At 72.9% G+C, this 18387-nt stretch carries 13 protein-coding genes and 1 tRNA gene; 4 read left to right on the forward strand and 10 right to left on the reverse strand.

Annotation, left to right across the window (positions count from 1 at the left end):
- Positions 1-23: 23 nt before the first annotated feature.
- The 6 genes from ACK1X7_RS19750 to ACK1X7_RS19775 all read right to left on the reverse strand — a co-directional run bounded on the left by ACK1X7_RS19750 (position 24) and on the right by ACK1X7_RS19775 (position 4968).
- Positions 24-398: a type II toxin-antitoxin system death-on-curing family toxin gene (locus tag ACK1X7_RS19750; RefSeq protein ID WP_385154253.1), complete on the reverse strand. Its 375-nt coding sequence runs from the start codon at positions 396-398 to the stop codon at positions 24-26.
- Positions 398-595 (reverse strand): Arc family DNA-binding protein, encoded by a 198-nt coding sequence (locus tag ACK1X7_RS19755; RefSeq protein WP_382955998.1) that lies wholly within the window; start codon positions 593-595, stop codon positions 398-400. The genes ACK1X7_RS19750 and ACK1X7_RS19755 overlap by 1 nt, the downstream gene beginning before the upstream one ends.
- Positions 596-627: 32 nt before the next feature.
- Positions 628-2151, reverse strand: a complete 1524-nt coding sequence (locus ACK1X7_RS19760; protein ID WP_390794928.1) for an MFS transporter — start codon at positions 2149-2151, stop codon at positions 628-630.
- A 147-nt stretch (positions 2152-2298) separates the two neighbouring features.
- A complete protein-coding gene (locus tag ACK1X7_RS19765; protein WP_385154264.1) occupies positions 2299-3363 on the reverse strand; it encodes a YeiH family protein in 1065 nt (354 codons plus the stop codon).
- Positions 3364-3365: 2 nt separating this feature from the next.
- A complete protein-coding gene (locus ACK1X7_RS19770; RefSeq protein WP_390794929.1) occupies positions 3366-3962 on the reverse strand; it encodes a cysteine dioxygenase in 597 nt (198 codons plus the stop codon).
- Between the two features lie 100 nt (positions 3963-4062).
- Complete coding sequence (locus ACK1X7_RS19775; RefSeq protein ID WP_385154261.1) at positions 4063-4968, reverse strand: LysR family transcriptional regulator; 906 nt, start codon at positions 4966-4968, stop codon at positions 4063-4065.
- A 202-nt stretch (positions 4969-5170) separates the two neighbouring features.
- Between ACK1X7_RS19775 and ACK1X7_RS19780 the strand changes: the two genes are divergently transcribed.
- The 4 genes from ACK1X7_RS19780 (at position 5171) to gntA (ending at position 11676) form a co-directional block, all read left to right on the forward strand.
- Positions 5171-6046 (forward strand): alpha/beta fold hydrolase, encoded by an 876-nt coding sequence (locus ACK1X7_RS19780; protein WP_413115415.1) that lies wholly within the window; start codon positions 5171-5173, stop codon positions 6044-6046.
- Positions 6047-6260: 214 nt separating this feature from the next.
- Positions 6261-6335, forward strand: a tRNA-Cys gene (locus ACK1X7_RS19785).
- Positions 6336-6654: 319 nt separating this feature from the next.
- Positions 6655-10710 (forward strand): amino acid adenylation domain-containing protein, encoded by a 4056-nt coding sequence (locus tag ACK1X7_RS19790; protein ID WP_413115416.1) that lies wholly within the window; start codon positions 6655-6657, stop codon positions 10708-10710.
- 273 nt (positions 10711-10983) lie between these two features.
- Positions 10984-11676, forward strand: a complete 693-nt coding sequence (gntA, locus tag ACK1X7_RS19795) for a guanitoxin biosynthesis heme-dependent pre-guanitoxin N-hydroxylase GntA (protein ID WP_385153084.1) — start codon at positions 10984-10986, stop codon at positions 11674-11676.
- A gap of 52 nt (positions 11677-11728) precedes the next feature.
- On the opposite strand, the gene ACK1X7_RS19800 is transcribed toward gntA, so the two are convergent.
- The 4 genes from ACK1X7_RS19800 to ACK1X7_RS19815 form a co-directional block, all read right to left on the reverse strand.
- Positions 11729-12529 (reverse strand): polysaccharide deacetylase family protein, encoded by an 801-nt coding sequence (locus ACK1X7_RS19800; RefSeq protein WP_385153114.1) that lies wholly within the window; start codon positions 12527-12529, stop codon positions 11729-11731.
- 163 nt (positions 12530-12692) lie between these two features.
- On the reverse strand, positions 12693-15014 hold the full coding sequence (locus ACK1X7_RS19805) for a xanthine dehydrogenase family protein molybdopterin-binding subunit (RefSeq protein WP_385153087.1): 2322 nt from the start codon (positions 15012-15014) through the stop codon (positions 12693-12695).
- A complete protein-coding gene (locus tag ACK1X7_RS19810) occupies positions 15011-17179 on the reverse strand; it encodes a 2Fe-2S iron-sulfur cluster-binding protein (RefSeq protein ID WP_385153090.1) in 2169 nt (722 codons plus the stop codon). Before ACK1X7_RS19810 ends, ACK1X7_RS19805 begins: the two co-directional genes overlap by 4 nt.
- Positions 17176-18075: an FAD binding domain-containing protein gene (locus tag ACK1X7_RS19815; RefSeq protein ID WP_385153093.1), complete on the reverse strand. Its 900-nt coding sequence runs from the start codon at positions 18073-18075 to the stop codon at positions 17176-17178. Before ACK1X7_RS19815 ends, ACK1X7_RS19810 begins: the two co-directional genes overlap by 4 nt.
- Positions 18076-18387: the final 312 nt, after the last annotated feature.

Below are 18387 nucleotides of genomic sequence, written 5' to 3' on the forward strand. Positions count from 1 at the left end.
CCCACCCGAGGGTGGGATCAGACTCACATCCCGTTGGTGAACCGGGTCAGCCCCTCCGCGATCTTCGGCACGTCCAGCTCGCCCTGGCAGACGCTCAGCACGAAGCGCTCGGCCTCGTCGACGTCGAAGTCCGCGTTCAGTGGGTGTCCGTTGATGTGGAGGAAGACCCAGGTCGCGTACCAGGAGAGCCGCTTGTTGCCGTCCACCAAGGCATGGTTGCGGGCCAGCGACTCCATCAGCGCCGCCGCCTTCTGCCACACGTCCGAGTAGGCATCCTGACCGAACACGCTCGCCTGCGGACGGGCCAGAGCAGACTCCAGCAGTCCGTAGTCGCGCACCTCATCGGCCTCGAGGCGCTCGGCGAGATTGAGCAGCTCGGGCAGGGTGAGGTAGTGCATCAGGCAAGCCTCCGGTTGAGCTCATCACTCACCCGCAACACATGGGCGGCGGCCTCGTTGAACAGCCGGGAGTGCTCATTGATCGCAGAGATCACCGCGTCGTGGGCGAACGACTGCATGCTCCGGCCCTCCGCCTCCGCGCGCTTGCGCAAGGCGTCGAGCTCCTCGTCCGTAAAGCGTAGATTCAGTGCTGCCATGAGCTGATGGTACCGCGTGGTACCAGGTGGTGCTAACGGATTTCTGGCCGCAACCGCGTCGTCACCCACGCCCCCATCAGCGCCACCGCCGCCATCGCCACATAGACCGCCCCGAAGGCGGCCGGCTGGTGGGAGGCCGTCGAGCCGGTGGCTGCGATGTCGCCGCCACCGAAGGAGACGAAGAGGACACCGCTGAGGCCGACCAGCGTGATGTTGCCGAGCGCGTCGGAGACCTGGAGGGAGGCGGAGTTGCTGCCCGCGTCCTCCGGCCGCGAGAGCTTCAGCAGCAGCACGCTCCCGCTGGAGATGGCCAGCCCCATCCCATAGCCGCCGATCACCCAGGCCACGGCCACGATCCAGGCCGGGACGGAGTCGATGAGGGCCAGGAGCACCGCGGCGATGGACACGGCGATGAAGAGCATGCCGAGACCCATCAGCCGTTCGCGGTGCGGCTCCAGGCGGGGGCGGCTCTGGGTGTACGAGCCCAGGGCCCAGGTGAGCCCGCCGCCGGTGAGGGAGAGCCCGGCGGCGGTCGCGGACAGGTCGCGCTGGGTCACCAGCATCAGCGGAACGAAACTCTCCGCCCCCAGGAAGGACCCCGCCGCCACCCCGCGCAGCAGGATCACCGACGGCAGTCCGCGGGCCGCGCGGAAGGTGCCCTCGGGGAGCAGCCGCAGCACACAGGGGACGAGCAGGGCGAGACCGGCGGCGGCCGGGACGAGCGAGAGCCAGTTGAGGTCCTGGCCCGCGTACTGAAGCAGTCCGGCGCCGGCCGCGACGGCGAGCGCGAGGAGGATGCGGCGGCGGTTCATGCCCGCGGAGCGCTCGCTCGGGGGCAGGGCGCGCAGCGCGGGCAGCATCACCGCGAGCGGCGGCAGCACCAGCACCGGGATGGCCAGGAACACCCACCGCCAGCCGACCTGTTCGGTGACGGTCCCGGCGGCGAGCGGGCCGACGATGACCGGCAGCACCCAGGCGGCGGAGAACGACGCCAGCACGGCGGGCTGGAGCCGCTGCGGATAGGCGCGGCCGACCACCACATACAGCGCGACGATCACCAGCCCGCCGCCTATCCCCTGCACCGCGCGCCCGCCCACGAACATCCACATCTGCTGCGCCGAACCGGCCACCAGCAGCCCGGCGGCGAACGCCGCGATCCCGGTGAACAGCGGCGCCAGCGGCCCCTTGCGGTCGCACCACTCCCCCGACAGCGCCATCGCGAACAGGCTCGTGGTGAAGTAGGCGGAGAAGGCGTACGCGTAGAGCTCGACCCCGTGCAGCGCGCGGGCCGCGACCGGCATCGCCGTATTGACCGCGCTCGCCTCGAAGGCGATGAGGGAGACGACGGTGACGATGCCGAGGGTGAGGGCGCGGAAGCGCCGCCCCAGTACGGTGTCGCCGGTGTCGCCGCCGCCCTCCAGACCCGGGTCCAGGTCCGGATCCAGGTCCGGGTCTCCGTCTTGCGGCGCGGGAGGGACGGGGGACGCCCGGGGCGGCAGGGGGGCGGCGCTGTCCGTGACGGCGGCGTCGGCGTCATGCGGGTCGCGAGGGGTCATGGCGTCAGAGTAAGTGGCGTTCCGGGACGTCACACCTGTCGCGGGACGGAACCGCACTCGGCCGTTGGCCCTAGGGCGCGATGCCCGCGAAGCGGGCCCTGGCCGACACAACCCTGGCCCCGGCAATCGATGGCCGCGCCCCGCGTCTTACGTCGTGAGCAGGACCCCCGCGTACGACGCTCCCGCGATCACCACCCACGAGCACAGTCCCAGTGCCGCGACCCGGGCGCCGGTGCGGGTGAGGGAGGGGAGGTGAACGGCGCTGCCGAGGCCGAAGAGGGCGGCGGCGAGGAGGAGTTCCTGGGCCGTGGCGGCGGTGTCCAGCGCGGTGGCGGACAGGAGGTCCGTGCTGCGCAGGGCGGTCATCGCGAGGAAGCCGAGGACGAACAGCGGCACCAGCGGCGGCCGCCGCTTCGCCGCCTCGCCCGTCGCCGTCCCCTCGCCCGCCGCCGCCCTGGCGCGCCCCCGCGCCCGTACGGACGCCGCGAGCGCCGCGACCAGCGGGGCGAGCAGGGCCACCCGCACCAGCTTGACCAGTACCGCGTCGCCCAGCGCCGCGGGCCCGGCGGTCTGCGCGGTGGCCACGACCTGGCCCACGTCGTGCACGCTCGCCCCCACCCACCGGCCGAACGCCACGTCGTCCAGCCCCAAGGGGTGCTGAAGCAGCGGCAGGACGGCGATGGCGAGGGTGCCGCACAGTGTCACCAGCGCCACGGAGGTGGCCACATCGCGCTCGTCGCTGTCCGACACCTCGCTCACCGCGCCGATCGCGGAGGCCCCGCAGATCGAGTAGCCGGTCGCGATCAGCAGCGGCTGATCGCCGCGCAGCCCCATCCGGCGGCCGAGCCACCAGGTGCCGAAGAAGGTGGCCGTGACCACGCCCAGGATCATCGCCACGGTGGCCCAGCCGAGGCCCAGCACATCGTTCAGGCTGAGCTTGAGGCCGAGCAGCACGATGCCGAGCCGCATCAGCCGCTTCCCGGCGAAGGAGAGCCCGGCACGGCAGACGCCCCGGACGAGTCCGCGCGCCCCCGGCAGATGGGCCGCGACGATGCCCAGCACCACGGAGGCGGTCAGCAGGGGTACGGCGGGCAGCAGCCAGTGGACGCCCCAGGCGGCCGCGACCCCGGCCACGGCGAGCCCGAGCCCGTACGCCGTGGCGGGCGGCCGCCATCCGGCAGCCTGCCGCGCCCGGCCGGGCGCGGCGGTCAGCGTCACTGGCCGTCCGCCGTCGGAAGGCCCTGGACCTCGTCCGCCGTCGGGAGGTCGTAGACCCGTCGGACACTGCTGCCCAGGCGGGCGATGTCCGCGCCGTAGACATGGATCGATATCGCCTTCGTCCCACAGGCGTTCCACACCCTGTGGATATCTCCGGGCGGCGCGAAACCGCACACCGCGCCCCGCGGGTTGACCACGTCCTCCACCGCGATCAGCCGGGAACCCGGACCGTCGGGGACGAGGCGGTAGCGCCGCTCGTGCTCCTCGCCCTCGTGGACGCCGGTCACACACCAGGACACATGGTCATGGATCGCCGTGCGCTGACCGGGCAGCCACACCAGCGCGACGATCGAGAAGCTGCCGTCGGGCTCGGCGTGCAGAACGTGCTGGCGGTAGCGGTCGGGGTCGCCCTCGCACTGCCCCGGGGTGAGCAGATCGGCCGCGCCGAGGTGGGGGGCGAGCCGCTCGCCGACCAGATAGGCGGTCACATCGGGCGCCAGCCCCCGGTCGACGGCCTCGCGGACGTCGCCGACGAGCTCGCCGAGGCGTGCCGTGAGAAGACGGGAGGACGGATACGCGGTCGGGGTGCTCATGGTGGCAGCGTCCCGCCGCCCGCTCCATCACGTCCAACGACAGATTCTTGAGCCCGTCCCAAGTTACGCTTATGGATGAGCGGTCAGCACACGGCCGGGCTCAGCACCCCACCCGGTTCCCCGCCACGGTCTTCAGCTCCTCCAGCACCCGCGCGGTGGCCGGTATCTCCAGATGTTCGCGCAGCACATACGCCGAGACATGGCGGCGCGAGGCGGGGTCCAGGGCGCGCCCGGCGACCTTCTGGTGGCACAGGAACGAGAGCACCAGCCCCGGCATCATCGCCACGCCCAGCCCCGCCGCGACCATGCTCTGCACCACCAGATTGTCGTCGGTGGTGAAGGCGATGTCCGGGGCGAAGCCCTGCTCCGCGCATTCGTGCAGGAAGTTGGCGCGGCACCGCAGGCATCCGGCGATCCAGCGCTCCTCGCTCAGCTCCGCCAGCTTGACCGCCCGCCGTCTGGCCAGCGGATGCCCGCTCGGCAGCAGCACCGTGAGCTGGTCCTCCAGCAGCGGGATCTCCACCAGCTCGGCGGGGGTCTCCTCGCGCAGCCCGGGATAGGTGAAGGCGAGCGTGATGTCGCACTCCCCGCGCACCACCCGCCCCAGCGAGTCCGGCGGCTCGCCCTCCAGCAGCTCCACCCGCACCCCCGGATGGGCGGCGGCGAGCCGGGCCATGGCCTCGGGGATGAGGGTCGCGTTGGCGCTGGGGAAGGCGCAGACCCGCACCCGGCCCGAGCGCAGCCGGGTGATGGCGCCCATCTGCTGCTGGGCGGTGGCGATGCTGGTCAGGATGGTGTCGGCGTGACGGGCGAGGGTCTCCCCCGCCTCGGTCAGCCGCATCCCCCGGCCGACCCGGATGAACAGCGGACTGCCGACGGCCCGTTCCAGCGCCTTCATCTGCTGGGTGATGGCCGGCTGGGTGTAGCCGAGCGCGCGGGCGGCCCCGGAATAGGAGCCGGAGCGGACCACCTCATGGAACGTCTTGACGTGCCGGGAATCGAACACATTCGCATCATACGGAGAAGCGGACGGAAACCATAAGCGTAATTTGGGTCCGCGCAAGATCGCCCCAACCGGAGCTTTTGCGTCACGCAGACCGCGGGCCGCGGCACACGGACGGCCGGTCACGGCACACGCGCCACATCCGGCACACCACGCCCCCCGGCCAAGCACGGTCAAGATGACGATGCTGGGGCAAGCTGACACCATGCCGCACTACACCTCGTACGACGGAACCGAGCTGGCCTACCGCGCCCTGGAGGCCCGGGACGGCTCAGCGGGCCCGCCGCTGATCTGTCTGGCGGGCGGGCCGGGGCGCAGCGCCGCGTATCTGGGCGACCTCGGCGGACTGAACGCCCATCACACCCTCGTCATCCCCGACAGCCGCGGCACCGGGGACTCCCCGCCGGCCGTCGACCCCAGTGGCTACGCCTTCCCGGGGCTCGCCGAGGACCTCGAGGCGCTCCGCCGCCATCTGGACCTCGCCCGCTTCCCGCTGCTCGCCCATGACGCGGCCGCCGCGACGGCCCAGGCGTACGCGGCCGCCCACCCCGAGCGGCTCGGCCGGCTGATCGTGGTCTGCCCGGGCGCACGGCTCCAGGGCGAACTCCCCGAGGACGCCCGGGAGATCTTCGAGTCCCGCGCCGACGAGCCCTGGTGGCAGGAGGCGTATACGGCGGTCCAGTTGCTGCCCGACACCACCGACCTCGCCGAGGTGCGCAGGCTGCTGCTCCAGGCCGCCCCCATGGCGTACGGCCGCTGGGAGGAGCCCCAGCGGGCGCATGCCGAGAGCGAGGGCGAGCAGCTCGGGCCGGTGCCGCGGGCCGGTTTCTGGCAGGGCGTCGACGAGGCGGGGCGGCGCGCGGTGCTGGCCCGGCTGCGCGAGGTGCCGTGCCCGGTGCTGGCGATCACCGGCGACCGGGACGCGGTGACCGGGATGCGGGCCGGGGAGCTGGTCGCCGAGTCCTTCCCGGACGGGCAGGTGCGGCCCCTGCCCGGGGTGGGCCACTATCCGTGGGTCGACGACCCGGATCTCTTCCGCCAGGTGGTCGAGGACTTCCTGGTGGCTCGCCCCGCCCCGTGAACCGGACGCCGTGAGCCGGACGCCGTGAACCGGACGCCGTGAACCGGACGCCGTGAGCCGAGGCCCGGCACGCCCCTGGCGGCCGTAACCGAGCGGGCCCATCCGGCCGCCATCCGGCCGCCATGAACGCAGTGTGTCAGTCGTATGGCAGCCCCCGCCTCACCGTTGTGCCCGCCCCACCCCCGTCCTATCGTCGGGAACAGAGCACGACAACGGCCGTGTGCCCGAGTGGTTGAGGGGCTCGACTGCAAATCGAGTTACGTGGGTTCGATTCCCGCCACGGCCTCCACACACCTTGCGCGGGCGTCCTCATGGACGTCCGCGCAATGTGTTGCCGCTGGGTGAACTCTTGGACATGCTCTGGACACACGCGCCCTCCTGACGCATGCTCATCCACGCCATCCGGCCGTCTCGGCACCGGGATACCCCAGGTAAATCCCTAGGGCTTCGGCGATTTTCACACTCTCGCCACCGAACGGTCTCCTGACCCCCTCACTGAGTGCAATTCCGTCTCATAGGGTCAGTGTGGTGCCTGCGGCCGCGCGGAAAACGACTCCCGGTCGACAGGCACCTTTTTCGACCGTGGTTCCATCCTCAATGGGGGAAATGTGCAGCCCGCCGCACCGGCCGCCCGACTGCCGCTCTCGACCGGCCAGAGTGAGATCTGGTTCATTGAGAAGCTGGAGCCGCCGGAGAGCACCACCTTCAGGGTCGGCGAGTACCTGGAGATACAAGGACCGATAGACACCGAGATATTCGAACGGGCGCTGCGCCGGGCCGTGGCGGAGGCCGAGCCCTACAACGTGCGGGTCGGCGAGGACGACGGGGAGCCCTGGCAGATCCTGGACCCGGTGACCGACTGGGAGCTGCCCAAGCTGGATCTCACCGGCGAGGCCGACCCCTGGGCCGCGGCCGAGCGGTGGATGAAGAACGACCTGGCCACGGGGGCGCTCAAGCTGGGCGACTATCCGGCGTTCTCCTTCGCCCTGCTGAAGGTGGAGCCCGAGTGCTTCCTCTGGTACCAGGGCACCCACCACATCGTCTCGGACGCCGGATCGGCCGCCCTGCTGGGCCGGCGGACCGCCGAGTTGTACACCGCGCTCATGACGGGGACCGAACCGGCCGAGGGGGAACCGGCCGGAGGGGAAGCGGCCGAGGGGGAAACGGTCTTCGGCTCGCTCCAGGCGATGGTGGACCAGGACGCGGAATACCGGGCCTCGCCGGATTTCGCCAAAGACCGCGCGTACTGGCTGGAACACGTCGGCGATTCCCCGCGCCCCGCGCGGCTTTCCACCCACCCCACCAGGGAACTTTCCACCGTCCTCCGGCAGACCGCCTACCTGACCGAGGAGGAAGCGGTCGAGCTGCGGGCCGCCGCGCGTAAATACGCCACCCACTGGTCGGCTATGATCATCGCAGCGACCTCCCTTTATCTGCATCGATTGACCGGTAAATCGGACATCATTCTGACGCTGCCGGTCTCGGGCCGTACCGATGCCACCGCCCGTTCCATTCCGGGGATGTTCGCCAATGTGGTGCCGCTGCGCATACAGGTGCGCGCCGATATGCGAATACGGGAGCTGGTACGGCAGATCTCACGGGAAGTCAGGCAGGCCCTGCGGCATCAGCGTTACCGCCGTATCGACCTGGCCCGGGATCTGCGACTTCCGGACGGCGGAAACGGATTGCTCGGCCCGCACGTCAACATCATGACGTACGACTACGACTTCCACTTCGCCGGTCACCGGGTCAAGGGCCACAACCTCTCCAACGGAACCGTCGAGGACCTCTCGATCATGGGATACGACCGGTCCGACGGCACCGGTATCCGCATCGACCTCAACGCCAATTCCAACCTCTACACCGAGGACGCCCTCATCGCCCACCGGGAGCGCTATCTCGGCCTGCTGCGCTCCCTCTCCGACATCTCCGACCTCCAGCGCACGGTCGGCTCCCTGGAGCTGCTGTCCGCCGAGGAGCGCGAGCGGGTCCTGGACGCACCGGGCGAGACGGCGCATCCGACCTCCGGCGCCCTCCTCCCGGAGCTGCTGGCGGCCCAGGCCGCCCGGACCCCCGACGCCCGGGCCCTGGTCAGCGCCGACACCGTGGATGACACCGGGCTCAGCTACGCCGAGCTGGACCGGGCGGCGAACCGGCTGGCCCGGGTGCTCATCGCACACGGCGCCGGGCCCGAGCGCACCGTCGGCGTGGCCCTGCCCCGCTCGGCCGACCTGGTCATCACGCTGATCGCGGTGCTGAAGACGGGGGCCGCGTATCTGCCCCTGGACCTGGACTACCCGGCCGAGCGGCTGGCGTACATGCTCGACGACGCGGACCCGGCCCTCGTGGTCACCCGCTCCGACAGCGCCGGGGCGCTGCCCGCGCGCCACGGTGTGGGGAAGCTGCTGCTGCTGGACGTCGTGGACATCACGGGCACCGGGGGCGCGGCGAACGTGTCCGCTCCGGCGGTGGCGATCGACCCCGAGCACCCCGCGTACATCATCTACACCTCGGGCTCCACCGGCCGCCCCAAGGGCGTCCTGGTGCCCCACCGGGCCGTCGCCAACTGCCTGGAGTGGATGCAGGACGCCTATCGCCTGGCCCCCGGGGACCGGATGCTCCAGAAGACCCCGGCCGGGTTCGACGCCTCGGTCTGCGAGTTCTTCTGGCCGCTGCTCAGCGGCGCGACCCTGGTGGTCGCCAAGCCCGGCGGCCACAAGGACCCGGCGTATCTGGCGCGCACGGTGCGCGAACAGGGCATCACCGCGCTCCAGTTCGTACCGTCGATGCTCCAGGCGTTCCTCGCCGACCCGGCCGCCGCCGACGCCTGCGCGGGCGTCCTGCGGCGGGCCTCCAGCGGCGGTGAGGCGCTGCCGCGCGAGACCGCCGAGCGGTTCCACGAGCGGTTCCCCGGCGTGCCGCTGAACAACCTCTACGGACCCACCGAGACCACCATCCAGATCGCCCACCACCCCTCCGCGCCCGGCGGCGAGGGGCCGGTGCCGATCGGGCGGCCGGTGTGGAACACCCGGATGTACGTCCTCGACACCGCGCTCAAGCCGTGCCCGGCCGGGGTCACCGGCGAGCTGTACGTGTCCGGGGCGCAGTTGGCCCGCGGCTATCTGGGCCGCCGGGCCCTGACCGCCGAGCGGTTCGTGGCCGACCCCTACGGCCCGCCCGGCACCCGGATGTACCGCACCGGCGATCTGGCCCGCCGGCTGCCGGACGGCGACGTCGAGTACGTGGGCCGCACCGACGGCCAGGTCCAGTTGCGCGGTTTCCGTATCGAACTGGGCGAGGTGGAGGCGGCGCTGCGGACGCTCCCCCAGGTCGCCGAGGCCGCCGCGGCGGTCCGCACCGACCGGCCCGGCGACCAGCGGCTGGTCGCCTATGTGACGGCCGCCGGGGACACCCCGCCGGACGCCGCCGCGGCCCGCGAGGCGCTGGGCGAGACGCTGCCCGAGCACCTGGTGCCCAGCGCGGTCGTGGTGCTCGGCACCCTCCCCCTGGACGCCAACGGCAAGCTGGACCGGGCCGCGCTGCCCGCGCCCTCCTTCGAGGCCGCCACGGGCGGACGGGCGCCCCGCACCCCGCGCGAGGAGACGCTGTGCGCGCTCTTCGGCGAGGTCCTGGGCGTCGACGGCGTCACCATCGACGACGACTTCTTCCTGCTCGGCGGTCATTCGCTGCTCGCCTCCAAGCTGGCCAGCCAGGCCCGCGCCGCGCTGGCCACCGAGCTGTCGATGCGCGACCTCTTCGAGGCGCCGACCGTCGCCCGGCTGGTGGCCCGCCTGGACGCCGCGGGACCGGCCGAGGCGCAGCGGCAGCAGCCGCTGGACATCCTGCTGCCGCTGCGCGGCGAGGGGCGGCGCCCGCCGCTGTTCTGCGTCCACCCCGGCGGCGGCCTCGGCTGGTCGTACACCGGGCTGCTCCGCCATCTCGCCCCGGACCAGCCGGTGTACGCCCTCCAGGCGCGCGGGCTGACCGAACCGGACGTCCTCCCGGCGAGCGTCGAGGAGATGGCCGCCGACTATCTGCGGCAGATCCGGACCGTCCAGCCGGCCGGTCCGTACCATCTGCTCGGCTGGTCCTTCGGCGGGCTGATCGCGCACGCCATGGCCACCCGGCTACAGGCCGACGGCGAGGAGGTCCCCGTGCTGGCCGTGATCGACGCCTACCCCGACAACGCCCAGGCGCTGCCCGAGGCACCGGAGCTCGGCAAGCGTCAGTGGCTGGGGGTGCTGCTCGACGACATCGGCGGCGGCGACATCTTCGCCCCGGGCTGGCTGGAGGCGCACCCCGACGGCGCGGACGGCACCGCCGACCTGGTGGCGGACCTCTGCCGGGAGACCGGGCTGCCCGCCCGGCTGCTGGAGGGCGAGGCCAGCTTCCCGCTGCTCGACATCCTGCTCAACGACCAGGAGCTGATGCGGAAGTTCGCGCCCGACCGGTTCCAGGGCGACATGCTGGTGTTCCGGGCCATGGAGGAGATCCCCGGCTACCGGCGCGATCCGCTGCATGTGGCGGACGCCTGGCTCTCCTTCGTGGACGGCGCCCTTACGGTGCACGGCGTCCCCGACCACCACTACCGGATGATGCGGGAGGAGTCCCTGGCCCGGATCGGCCCGGTGGTGGCGGCGGCGCTGGACCGCGCCCGGAGCTGATGGGCCGGGGCTCAGGGTCCGGGCCGGGCCGCTCCCTCGGAGGCGGCCCGGCCCGGGGAACACTTCGCTGTTCGAAATGGCGCGCCACCCCGCCCTCCGGGACGGCGGCCCGCAGCCGGATTTCGCCGATCGGGTCCTCGCCGATCACAATTCAGCCAGGCGCCCCATCTCGTTCTCCTGCGCTCCTGCGCAGGTGAGCAGGGTGGGCGCCTTCATGTGGAGAAGGAGATGAGCTCCCGGCGAGGAGGCACGTAGTTGGAAGGAAGGCTGGCCATGACAGTGGACGCGACGGACGAGGTCGAGCGGTTCATTCTGGGGGAACGATTCGCCTGCCTGGCCGGACGGTCCGCCTGGCGCAAGGGCGGCATCACCCATCGTCACTACGACCTGATGGGATCCGACCATTCGGCCCGGCTGATGGCACTCGATCTCGCGGATTTCGTGGACTCGGCCGACTGGAGCCACCGGTCGTTCACGAGCTTCATCGCGACCTTCGAGCAACCTCGCGGGGTGGATGAGCTGCGGTTCGAGGAGCTGCTGTGGGAACAGCTCCAGCTTCTCCACGAACAGGACTCCCGGTCATATCGCTGGGCCGAGGGCTGTTCGTCCGATCCGCAGGCCAGGGATTTCGCCTACAGCGTCGCCGGTCACCCCTTCTTCGTCATCGGCCTGCACGAGACCCACCGCCGCTGGGGCCGCCGCCCTCCCTTCCCGATGCTGGCCTTCAACTCGCATGAGCAGTTCGACCGCATCAAGGGCGCCAAGATGTGGGACCGGCTCGCCGAGAAGATCCGCAAGCAGGACATCCAGCTCCAGGGCGACATAAACCCCAACCTGCTCGAGTACGAGGAGCTCTCCGAGGCCCGCCGCTACTCCGGCCGCCCGAAGCCCGCGGACTGGCAGTGCCCGTTCGCGGCCCGCGGGGGCGAGCGCGAGCCCGCGCTGACGGGTCCGTCCCCGGCCTGAGAGGGCCCGGCCGCGTCCCCTTCCATGGGGACGCGGGCCGCGGGAACGATCGTCAGCGCACCGGGAAACCGAAGCTGTATCCCTGCTGCTTCAGCCACGGCAGGACCTGGCCCAGCGCCTCGACCGTCTGGCCGCGGTCGCCGCCCGCGTCGTGGAAGAGCACGGTGGGGCCGCTGGAGATCTCGTTCTTGACGGTGTTGACCATGGCCGCGACCCCCGGCTGCTTGAAGTCCTCGGAGTCCACGTTCCAGCCCAGCGGCCGCATGCCCTGCGAGGCGGCGATCTGACGGCTATACGGGGTGAACGCACCGCCCGGGGCACGGTAGTAGAGCGGCTTGACGCCCCCCGACGCCTTGGTGATCATTCGCTGGGCGTCGAGGATCTCCTTGGACTGGTAGGCGGGTGACTTGCCGCCCATCGTCGTGTCGTGCGATATGGAGTGGTCGCACAGCCGGTGTCCGTCCGCGACCACATCCTTGACCAGGTCCGGATGGGCCTGGGCCTGCGGACCGACCATGCAGAAGGTGGCCTTGACGCCGTTGGCCCTGAGCACCTGGAGGACCCGCGGGGTCCAGGTCGGATCCGGACCGTCGTCGATGGTGATGTTGACGCCCTTGGCGCCCTTGTCGGAGCCGTGGGCTATGTCCATGTTGACCACGGGAGCGGGCAGTTCGGGGTCCGGCTTGGAGGTCTGGCCCACGATCGGCGTCGGCTTCGGCTTCGGTGACGCACCCGGCCCCGAGAAGGTTCCGGCCTGGGCGGTCCACACGGCGGCCAGGGCGGTCACCCCCGCCACGCCCAACGCCGCCACCACCACTCGGCCATTCGCCCCCATGATCCGGTGCCGCGCCATGTCCGCCTCGCTCCCCATGTCTCCTGTGTCGCTTTCGCAAACATGAGGATGGAATTGGGGCGGGGAGGGATCCCTCTGTTACACGTCTCGGACAATCCCGCGCCGCGTGTGCGGCTCCGCCGCGGCTGGACGACCGCACCTCGCGGCACTTCCCGCGGAGCGCTCAGCCCCGGTTGACGACCGCCGCCTGGGGGCGGATCGGGAGGCGGTTGACCGGACGCCCGGTGGCCGCGCGGACCGCCGCCGCCACCGCCGCCGGGGAGGTGACCACCGGCACCGCGCTGACCGGCTTGGCGCCGAAGGGGGCCACCACGTCCCGCTCCTCGATCAGCTTGACGATGCGGATGTCGGGGACGTCCAGGGCGGTCGGCAGGGCGTAGCCGGTCAGGTCCGGGTGCCGGACCACACCGCGCGAGGTGCGCAGGTTCTCGGTGAGGGCCGCGCCGATGCCCTGGGCGACGCCCGCCTCGATACGGGCCCTCAGTTGCCGCGGGTTGAGGATCCGGCCCACGTCCTGCGCCACCGTCATGTCGACGACCCTTACCGCGCCGATCTCGATGTCGACGTCCACCACGGCACGCACCGCGCAGTAGGCGAGCCCGACGAAGGCGTCACCCTGCCCGGTCTCGTCCAGCGGCTCGGTGGGATGCGGACGGCACTGCGCGGTGGCCCACAGCTCCTTGCCCTCCAGCGCCTCCTCGACGGTGGTGCTGAGCACCCCGTCATAGGAGGTGATCTTGCCGTCGGCGATGCTGAGCAGCTCGGTCGACATGCCGAAGGTATGCGCGAGGGGCTGTAGGAGCTGGGTGCGGACCATCTTCGCGGCCCGCTCGACCGCACCGCCGGAGACCCAGGTGTGGCGGCCGCGCGAGGCGGGCCCGGCCGGGGGCTGATCGGTGTCGATGGGCGCGATATGGACCTCCTCGATACCGAGGACGTCCTGGACGATCTGGCGGGCCAGGGTGGCGAAGCCCTGGCCGGTGTCGACGGCCGCGCAGATCACGGTGGCCACCGGGCCGGTGACCTTGACGGTGGCGGTGGAGACCTCGTCGGCCCCCTCTGCGCCGAGCATATGGACCATGCCCAGGGCGTAGCCGACCCCGCGCCGCACCGCGGCCGGGTCGCCCGCGCCCTCCAGGCCGCCCGGCAGCAGCCACTCCTCCTCGGGGTCGTCCTTGGGGAGGGCGGGCAGTGGTGCGTCCCTTACGGCTTGCAGCAGTTCGGCGACCGGGGCCGGGCAGGTGACCGTCTGTCCGGTGGGCAGCAGATCGCCGGTGGCCATCACATTGCGCATCCGGATCTCGAGCGGGTCGATGCCCAGCTTGGCCGCCAGCTTGTCCATCTGGCCCTCGTACGCCGCGCACACCTGCATCGCGCCCTCGCCGCGCACATGGCCGGAGGGCGGGTTGTTGGTGCGCACCGCCCAGCCCTCGATGAAGGCGTGCGGGACGACGTAGGGGCCGCAGGCGAAGGAGACGGCGGCGGCCAGGGTGTCCCCCGAGGAGTCGGCGTAGGCCCCCGCGTCCAGCAGGATCTGCGCCTCGACCTTGACCAGCTTGCCCTGGGAGTCCGCGTGATGGCGGTAGCGCAGCAGGGTGGGGTGGCGGTGGGCGTGGCCGAGGAAGGACTCCTCACGGGTGGCGGCCAGCTTCACCGGATGGCCGGTGCGCAGCGCCAGCAGCCCGAGCGGCAACTGCATCCCCGGGTCCTCGCGCTCGCCCATGGCGCCGGGGACGCCGGTGACGACGACCTTCACCCGCTCCGGCTCAAGACCGAAGCAGGCGGCGGCCAGGTCGCGGTCGGCGTGCGGATCGGTGGAGGCGGTGTAGATCTCCACCCCGCCGTCGGGGCGCGGCACGGCAAGGCCCGCCTCGGCGCCGATGGGCGCCGGGTCCTGACGGCCGATGCGGTACAGCCCCTCGGCGATGACCTCGCCGACCACGTCCGGGTCGCCGAAGGACAGCGGGATATGGCGGACCAGATTGCCGTCGGGGTGCAGCGGCTCGGCGGAGAACGCCTGCTCGGGGTCGGTGACCGGCTCCAGCACCTCGTACTCGACGGCGATGGCGGCGGCCGCCAGCCGGGCCGTGTCGGGGTGGTCGGCGGCGACCGCGGCGATGGGCTCGCCGTGGTGGCGGACCAGGTCCTTGGCGAAGACCGGACGGTCGGCGACCCGGCGGCCGTGGGAGGCGTCGCCGGGCACGTCGGCGTGGGTCACCACGGCCCGTACGCCGGGCATCTCGTCGGCCTGCGTGGTGTCGATGGAGACGATGCGGGCGTGCGGGTGCGGGGAGCGCAGCACCGCGGCCCACAGCAGCCCCTCGGCCCACAGGTCGGCCGCGTACGGGAAGGTGCCCGAGGTCTTGGCCGCCGAGTCGGCGGGCGGCAGGGACACCCCGAGGCCCATGGTGGACGGGGGCTGGACGGGCGTTCCGGCGGCGGGGGTGGCGGTGACGGCGCCCCCGCCGTCCGCGATTCCGGTCATGCCGATGCCCTTCCGCTACCGCTTCCGTTGACGCTCCCGTTGCCGGTGATGCCGTGCGGTCCCGTCTGGTGCGGGATACGGGCCGGGTCCTGGTGGGCGTCGGCTCCGCCGTCCGGCTCCGCCTGCGCCGCCTCGTCGGCCGCCTCGCGGCCCGCGACGACCTCGCGTACGGCGTCGAGGATCCCGCGATAGCCGGAGCAGCGGCAGAGGTTGCCGGAGATCGCCTGGCGGGTCTCCTGGTCGGTGGGGGCGTGGTTGCCCTCGAGGAGGTCATGCATGGTCATCGCGAGCCCGGGCACGCAGAAGCCGCACTGCACGGCCCCGCACTCGGCGAGCGCCCGCTGGACGTCGGAGGGCCGGCCGCCGGTGGCCAGGCCCTCGACGGTGCGGACCTCGCTGCCCGCGGCGGTGGCGGCGGGCACCAGGCAGGAGGCCACGAGCCGCCCGTCGACCTGCACCGAGCAGGCCCCGCACTCGCCCTGTGAGCAGCCGTCCTTGGCCCCGGCGAGGCCGAGGCGCTCGCGCAGGACGTAGAGCAGCGACTCGCCGATCCAGACGTCGGTGACGGGGCGGTCGGCGCCGTTGACGCGCAGCACGTAGGAGGCGAGCGGATGCTCGCTGTGGCTCGGCTGCTCGTCGGCGACGACCGGGTCGGCCTGGGCCTCGACGGAACCGGGGTCCGTACGGGGCTCGGCGGGGGCGTCAGCGGCCTCGGGCGCGTCCGTCGGGGTTTCGGCCGGGGCGGGCGCCCCGGCGGCCTCAGGGGCCGCGAACTCGCCCTCGGCCGGATCCGGTTCGGGCTCGGCCGCGGGCTCGGCGGGCTCCGCCTCGGCGGCGTCCGGCAGCGCGTCGGCGGGAGCCTCCGCGGCGTCCGGCGCGGCCTCGGGCGCTTCGGTGCGGCCCGCGTCGGCCTCGGGGCCGGGGTGCGGGGCGTGCCCATGGGCCTCGCCCGCGAACCGGTCGTCCGCGAACGCGCCGGGCCAGCTCGTCTCCTGGGGCAGCCCGGGCGCCGGGCTGCCGTGCGGCGGGGTCTCCAGCCCGGCGTGCTGACCGTCGACCGGGAACTCACCGGAGTCCCCGGCGGCCGGGCCGCCGGACCGCCGCCCGGGGTCGTCCGCGGGCGTCCGCTCACCGGGCGCCGGGCTGTCGTGGGGGGTGGTGCCGTGGGGCGGGGTGCCACGGGGCGGGGTGTGCAGCCCCTGGTGCCCCTCGGCCGCGAACTCGCCCGAGTCCCCGGCGGAGGGCCCCGGCCACGCCGGGTCCTGCCGGTCGGGCATGCGCAGCCGGCGGCGGGCGGGCGGCTGGGTGGGCGTGGCCGACGGGGCGGCCGCGGCCGGGCCCGGGTGGCCCTCGACCGCGTACTCCCCGGAGTCCTCCGCGCCCTCCTCGGCGGCCGGAACCGACCACTGGCCGCTGTGCCCCTGCTGCTGCCCGGGCACGGGCTGGTGCGGCTGGTGGGGCTGGTGGGGCTGCTGCCGGGGCGTCGGCGCGGCGAAGGGCATCCGCAACTGGGCCGTCGTCTGCGGGTCCTGAGGGTCGTCCGCGTGGCCGCCGTAAGGAGACGCGGCCGGGCCGGGGTGGTCGTCGACCCGGTACTCACCGGTCTCGTCCACACCCTCGTCGCCCGCGACCGGGATGGTCCACTGGCTGGTCTGCACCGGCCCGCCCGCGCCGTTGTCGGACGAGGCGGGCACCGGCCAGTCGTCGACCGGCCAGTCGTCCACCGGTTCCTCGGCCGCCGGAGCGGGCCAGTGGCCGGTGTGCGGCGGGTGGTGGCCCTGCTGGTCCTCGGTGGGCACCGGCCACTGGACGGCGCCGTGCGGATCGTGGTGGCCGCCGTACAGATAGCCGCCGTCGGTCTCCGCGGTGGTCCAGTGCCCGGTCATGCCCTGGTCGTGGGCCGTGCCCTGGCCATGGCCGGACGGCTGCCACTGGCCGCCGTGGGACGGGTCACCGTGCCCCACGTCCATCGGCGGGGGCGCGTAGCCGGTGCCGGGCGCCGCGAGTGGGTCCCAACGGCCGGACGGATCGGTCGGGTCCGGGTGGGCGTAGTCCGGCGGCAGTTGCACGAACGCCGTCGACTCGGCGTCGTACTCCGGGCCGTGCGGCATCGGCTGCCATCCGCTTCCCGGATCCGGCCGGTGCGGCTGCTGTTCATCACTCACGCGAGTGCCCTCCCCAGAGCTCGGCGGGCCAGGGCCGCCACGGTACGCCTCAGGTGGATCGCGGCAGGCGGCAGGGGGACCGGCTCGGTTCCATCCTGCGGGGGCAGCGGATCGGGGATGCACGCGGCGGCGACGTACTCGCCGAAAGCGGTGGTGACCTGCGGATCGAGATGGCCGCGGTCGCCGTCCCAGTCGATGAGCGAGGCGACCCAGCGCTCGGCGTCCAGGGGGCGCAGCGGCATCGGCGCGACCGCCCCGACCGCACAGCGCACCCCGCGCCGCGCGGGGTCCAGGACCAGGGCGACGGAGGCGGTGGCCCGGCCGGGCCCGGTACGCCCGGTGGCCTTGATGAAGGTCTGCGGGGCGTGCAGCAGCGGAACCCGGACGAATCCGACGAGTTCACCGGGGTTCAGCAGATCCACCCCGGCGAGCAGATGGCTGACCGGGATCTCGCGGCGGGACCCCTCGGGCCCGGCGATGATGACCGTGGCCTCCAGCGCGGCGAGCACCGGCAGCGCGTCGCCGGTGGGGGCGGCGGTGACGATGTTGCCGCCGAGGGTGCCCGCGTTGCGGATCTGCGGTGGCCCGGCGGCCCGCGCGGCCGCGGCCAGCGCCGGGATCAGCGCGGCGAAGTCGGGGCGGCCCATCCGGGCGTGGGTGAGTCCGGCGCCGAGGAGGGCGTGCCCGTCCAGATAGCGCCAGCCCCGGATTTCGCTGATCCGGCCGAGGCCGACGAGCGCGGCGGGCCGCAGCAGGCCGGAGTTGACCGCGGCCATCAGATCGGTACCGCCCGCCACGGGCACGGCGGCGGGCATGGCGGCCAGTGCCGCCACGGCCTCGTCGAGCGTGCCCGGCAACGTCACCGTGTGCGCCGCCTGCGGTGCGTGCGTGGTCAACCCGCTGCCCCTTCCCCGGTGTCCCGGCTGTTGCGCCGTACGGTACGTGCTGACAGCCCGGACGTGGCAACTCTGGCACATCTTGCGAGCCCGCCGTCGTGGGGGTCCGTGATCCGTGGATCCGTCCCTGACCTGGGGGATGGTACGGGTTTGGGGCGACGTCTCCGGCGAGAGTGGATTGCCACGTTTCAGGGACCCTTGTGCGATTTGGTCTTGCGCCGGAGGGACTACGCTCGCAGGGGCGGCGGAGCGTCGGCGCGCACCTTTTTCAGGGCCCGGTCCCCCGGCCGCGACCGGGGGTGCTCCCGGCCG

Origin of the sequence: Streptomyces sp. CY-1 (assembly GCF_047218265.1) — a bacterium.
Taxonomy (GTDB): Bacteria; Actinomycetota; Actinomycetes; order Streptomycetales; family Streptomycetaceae; genus Streptomyces; species Streptomyces niphimycinicus.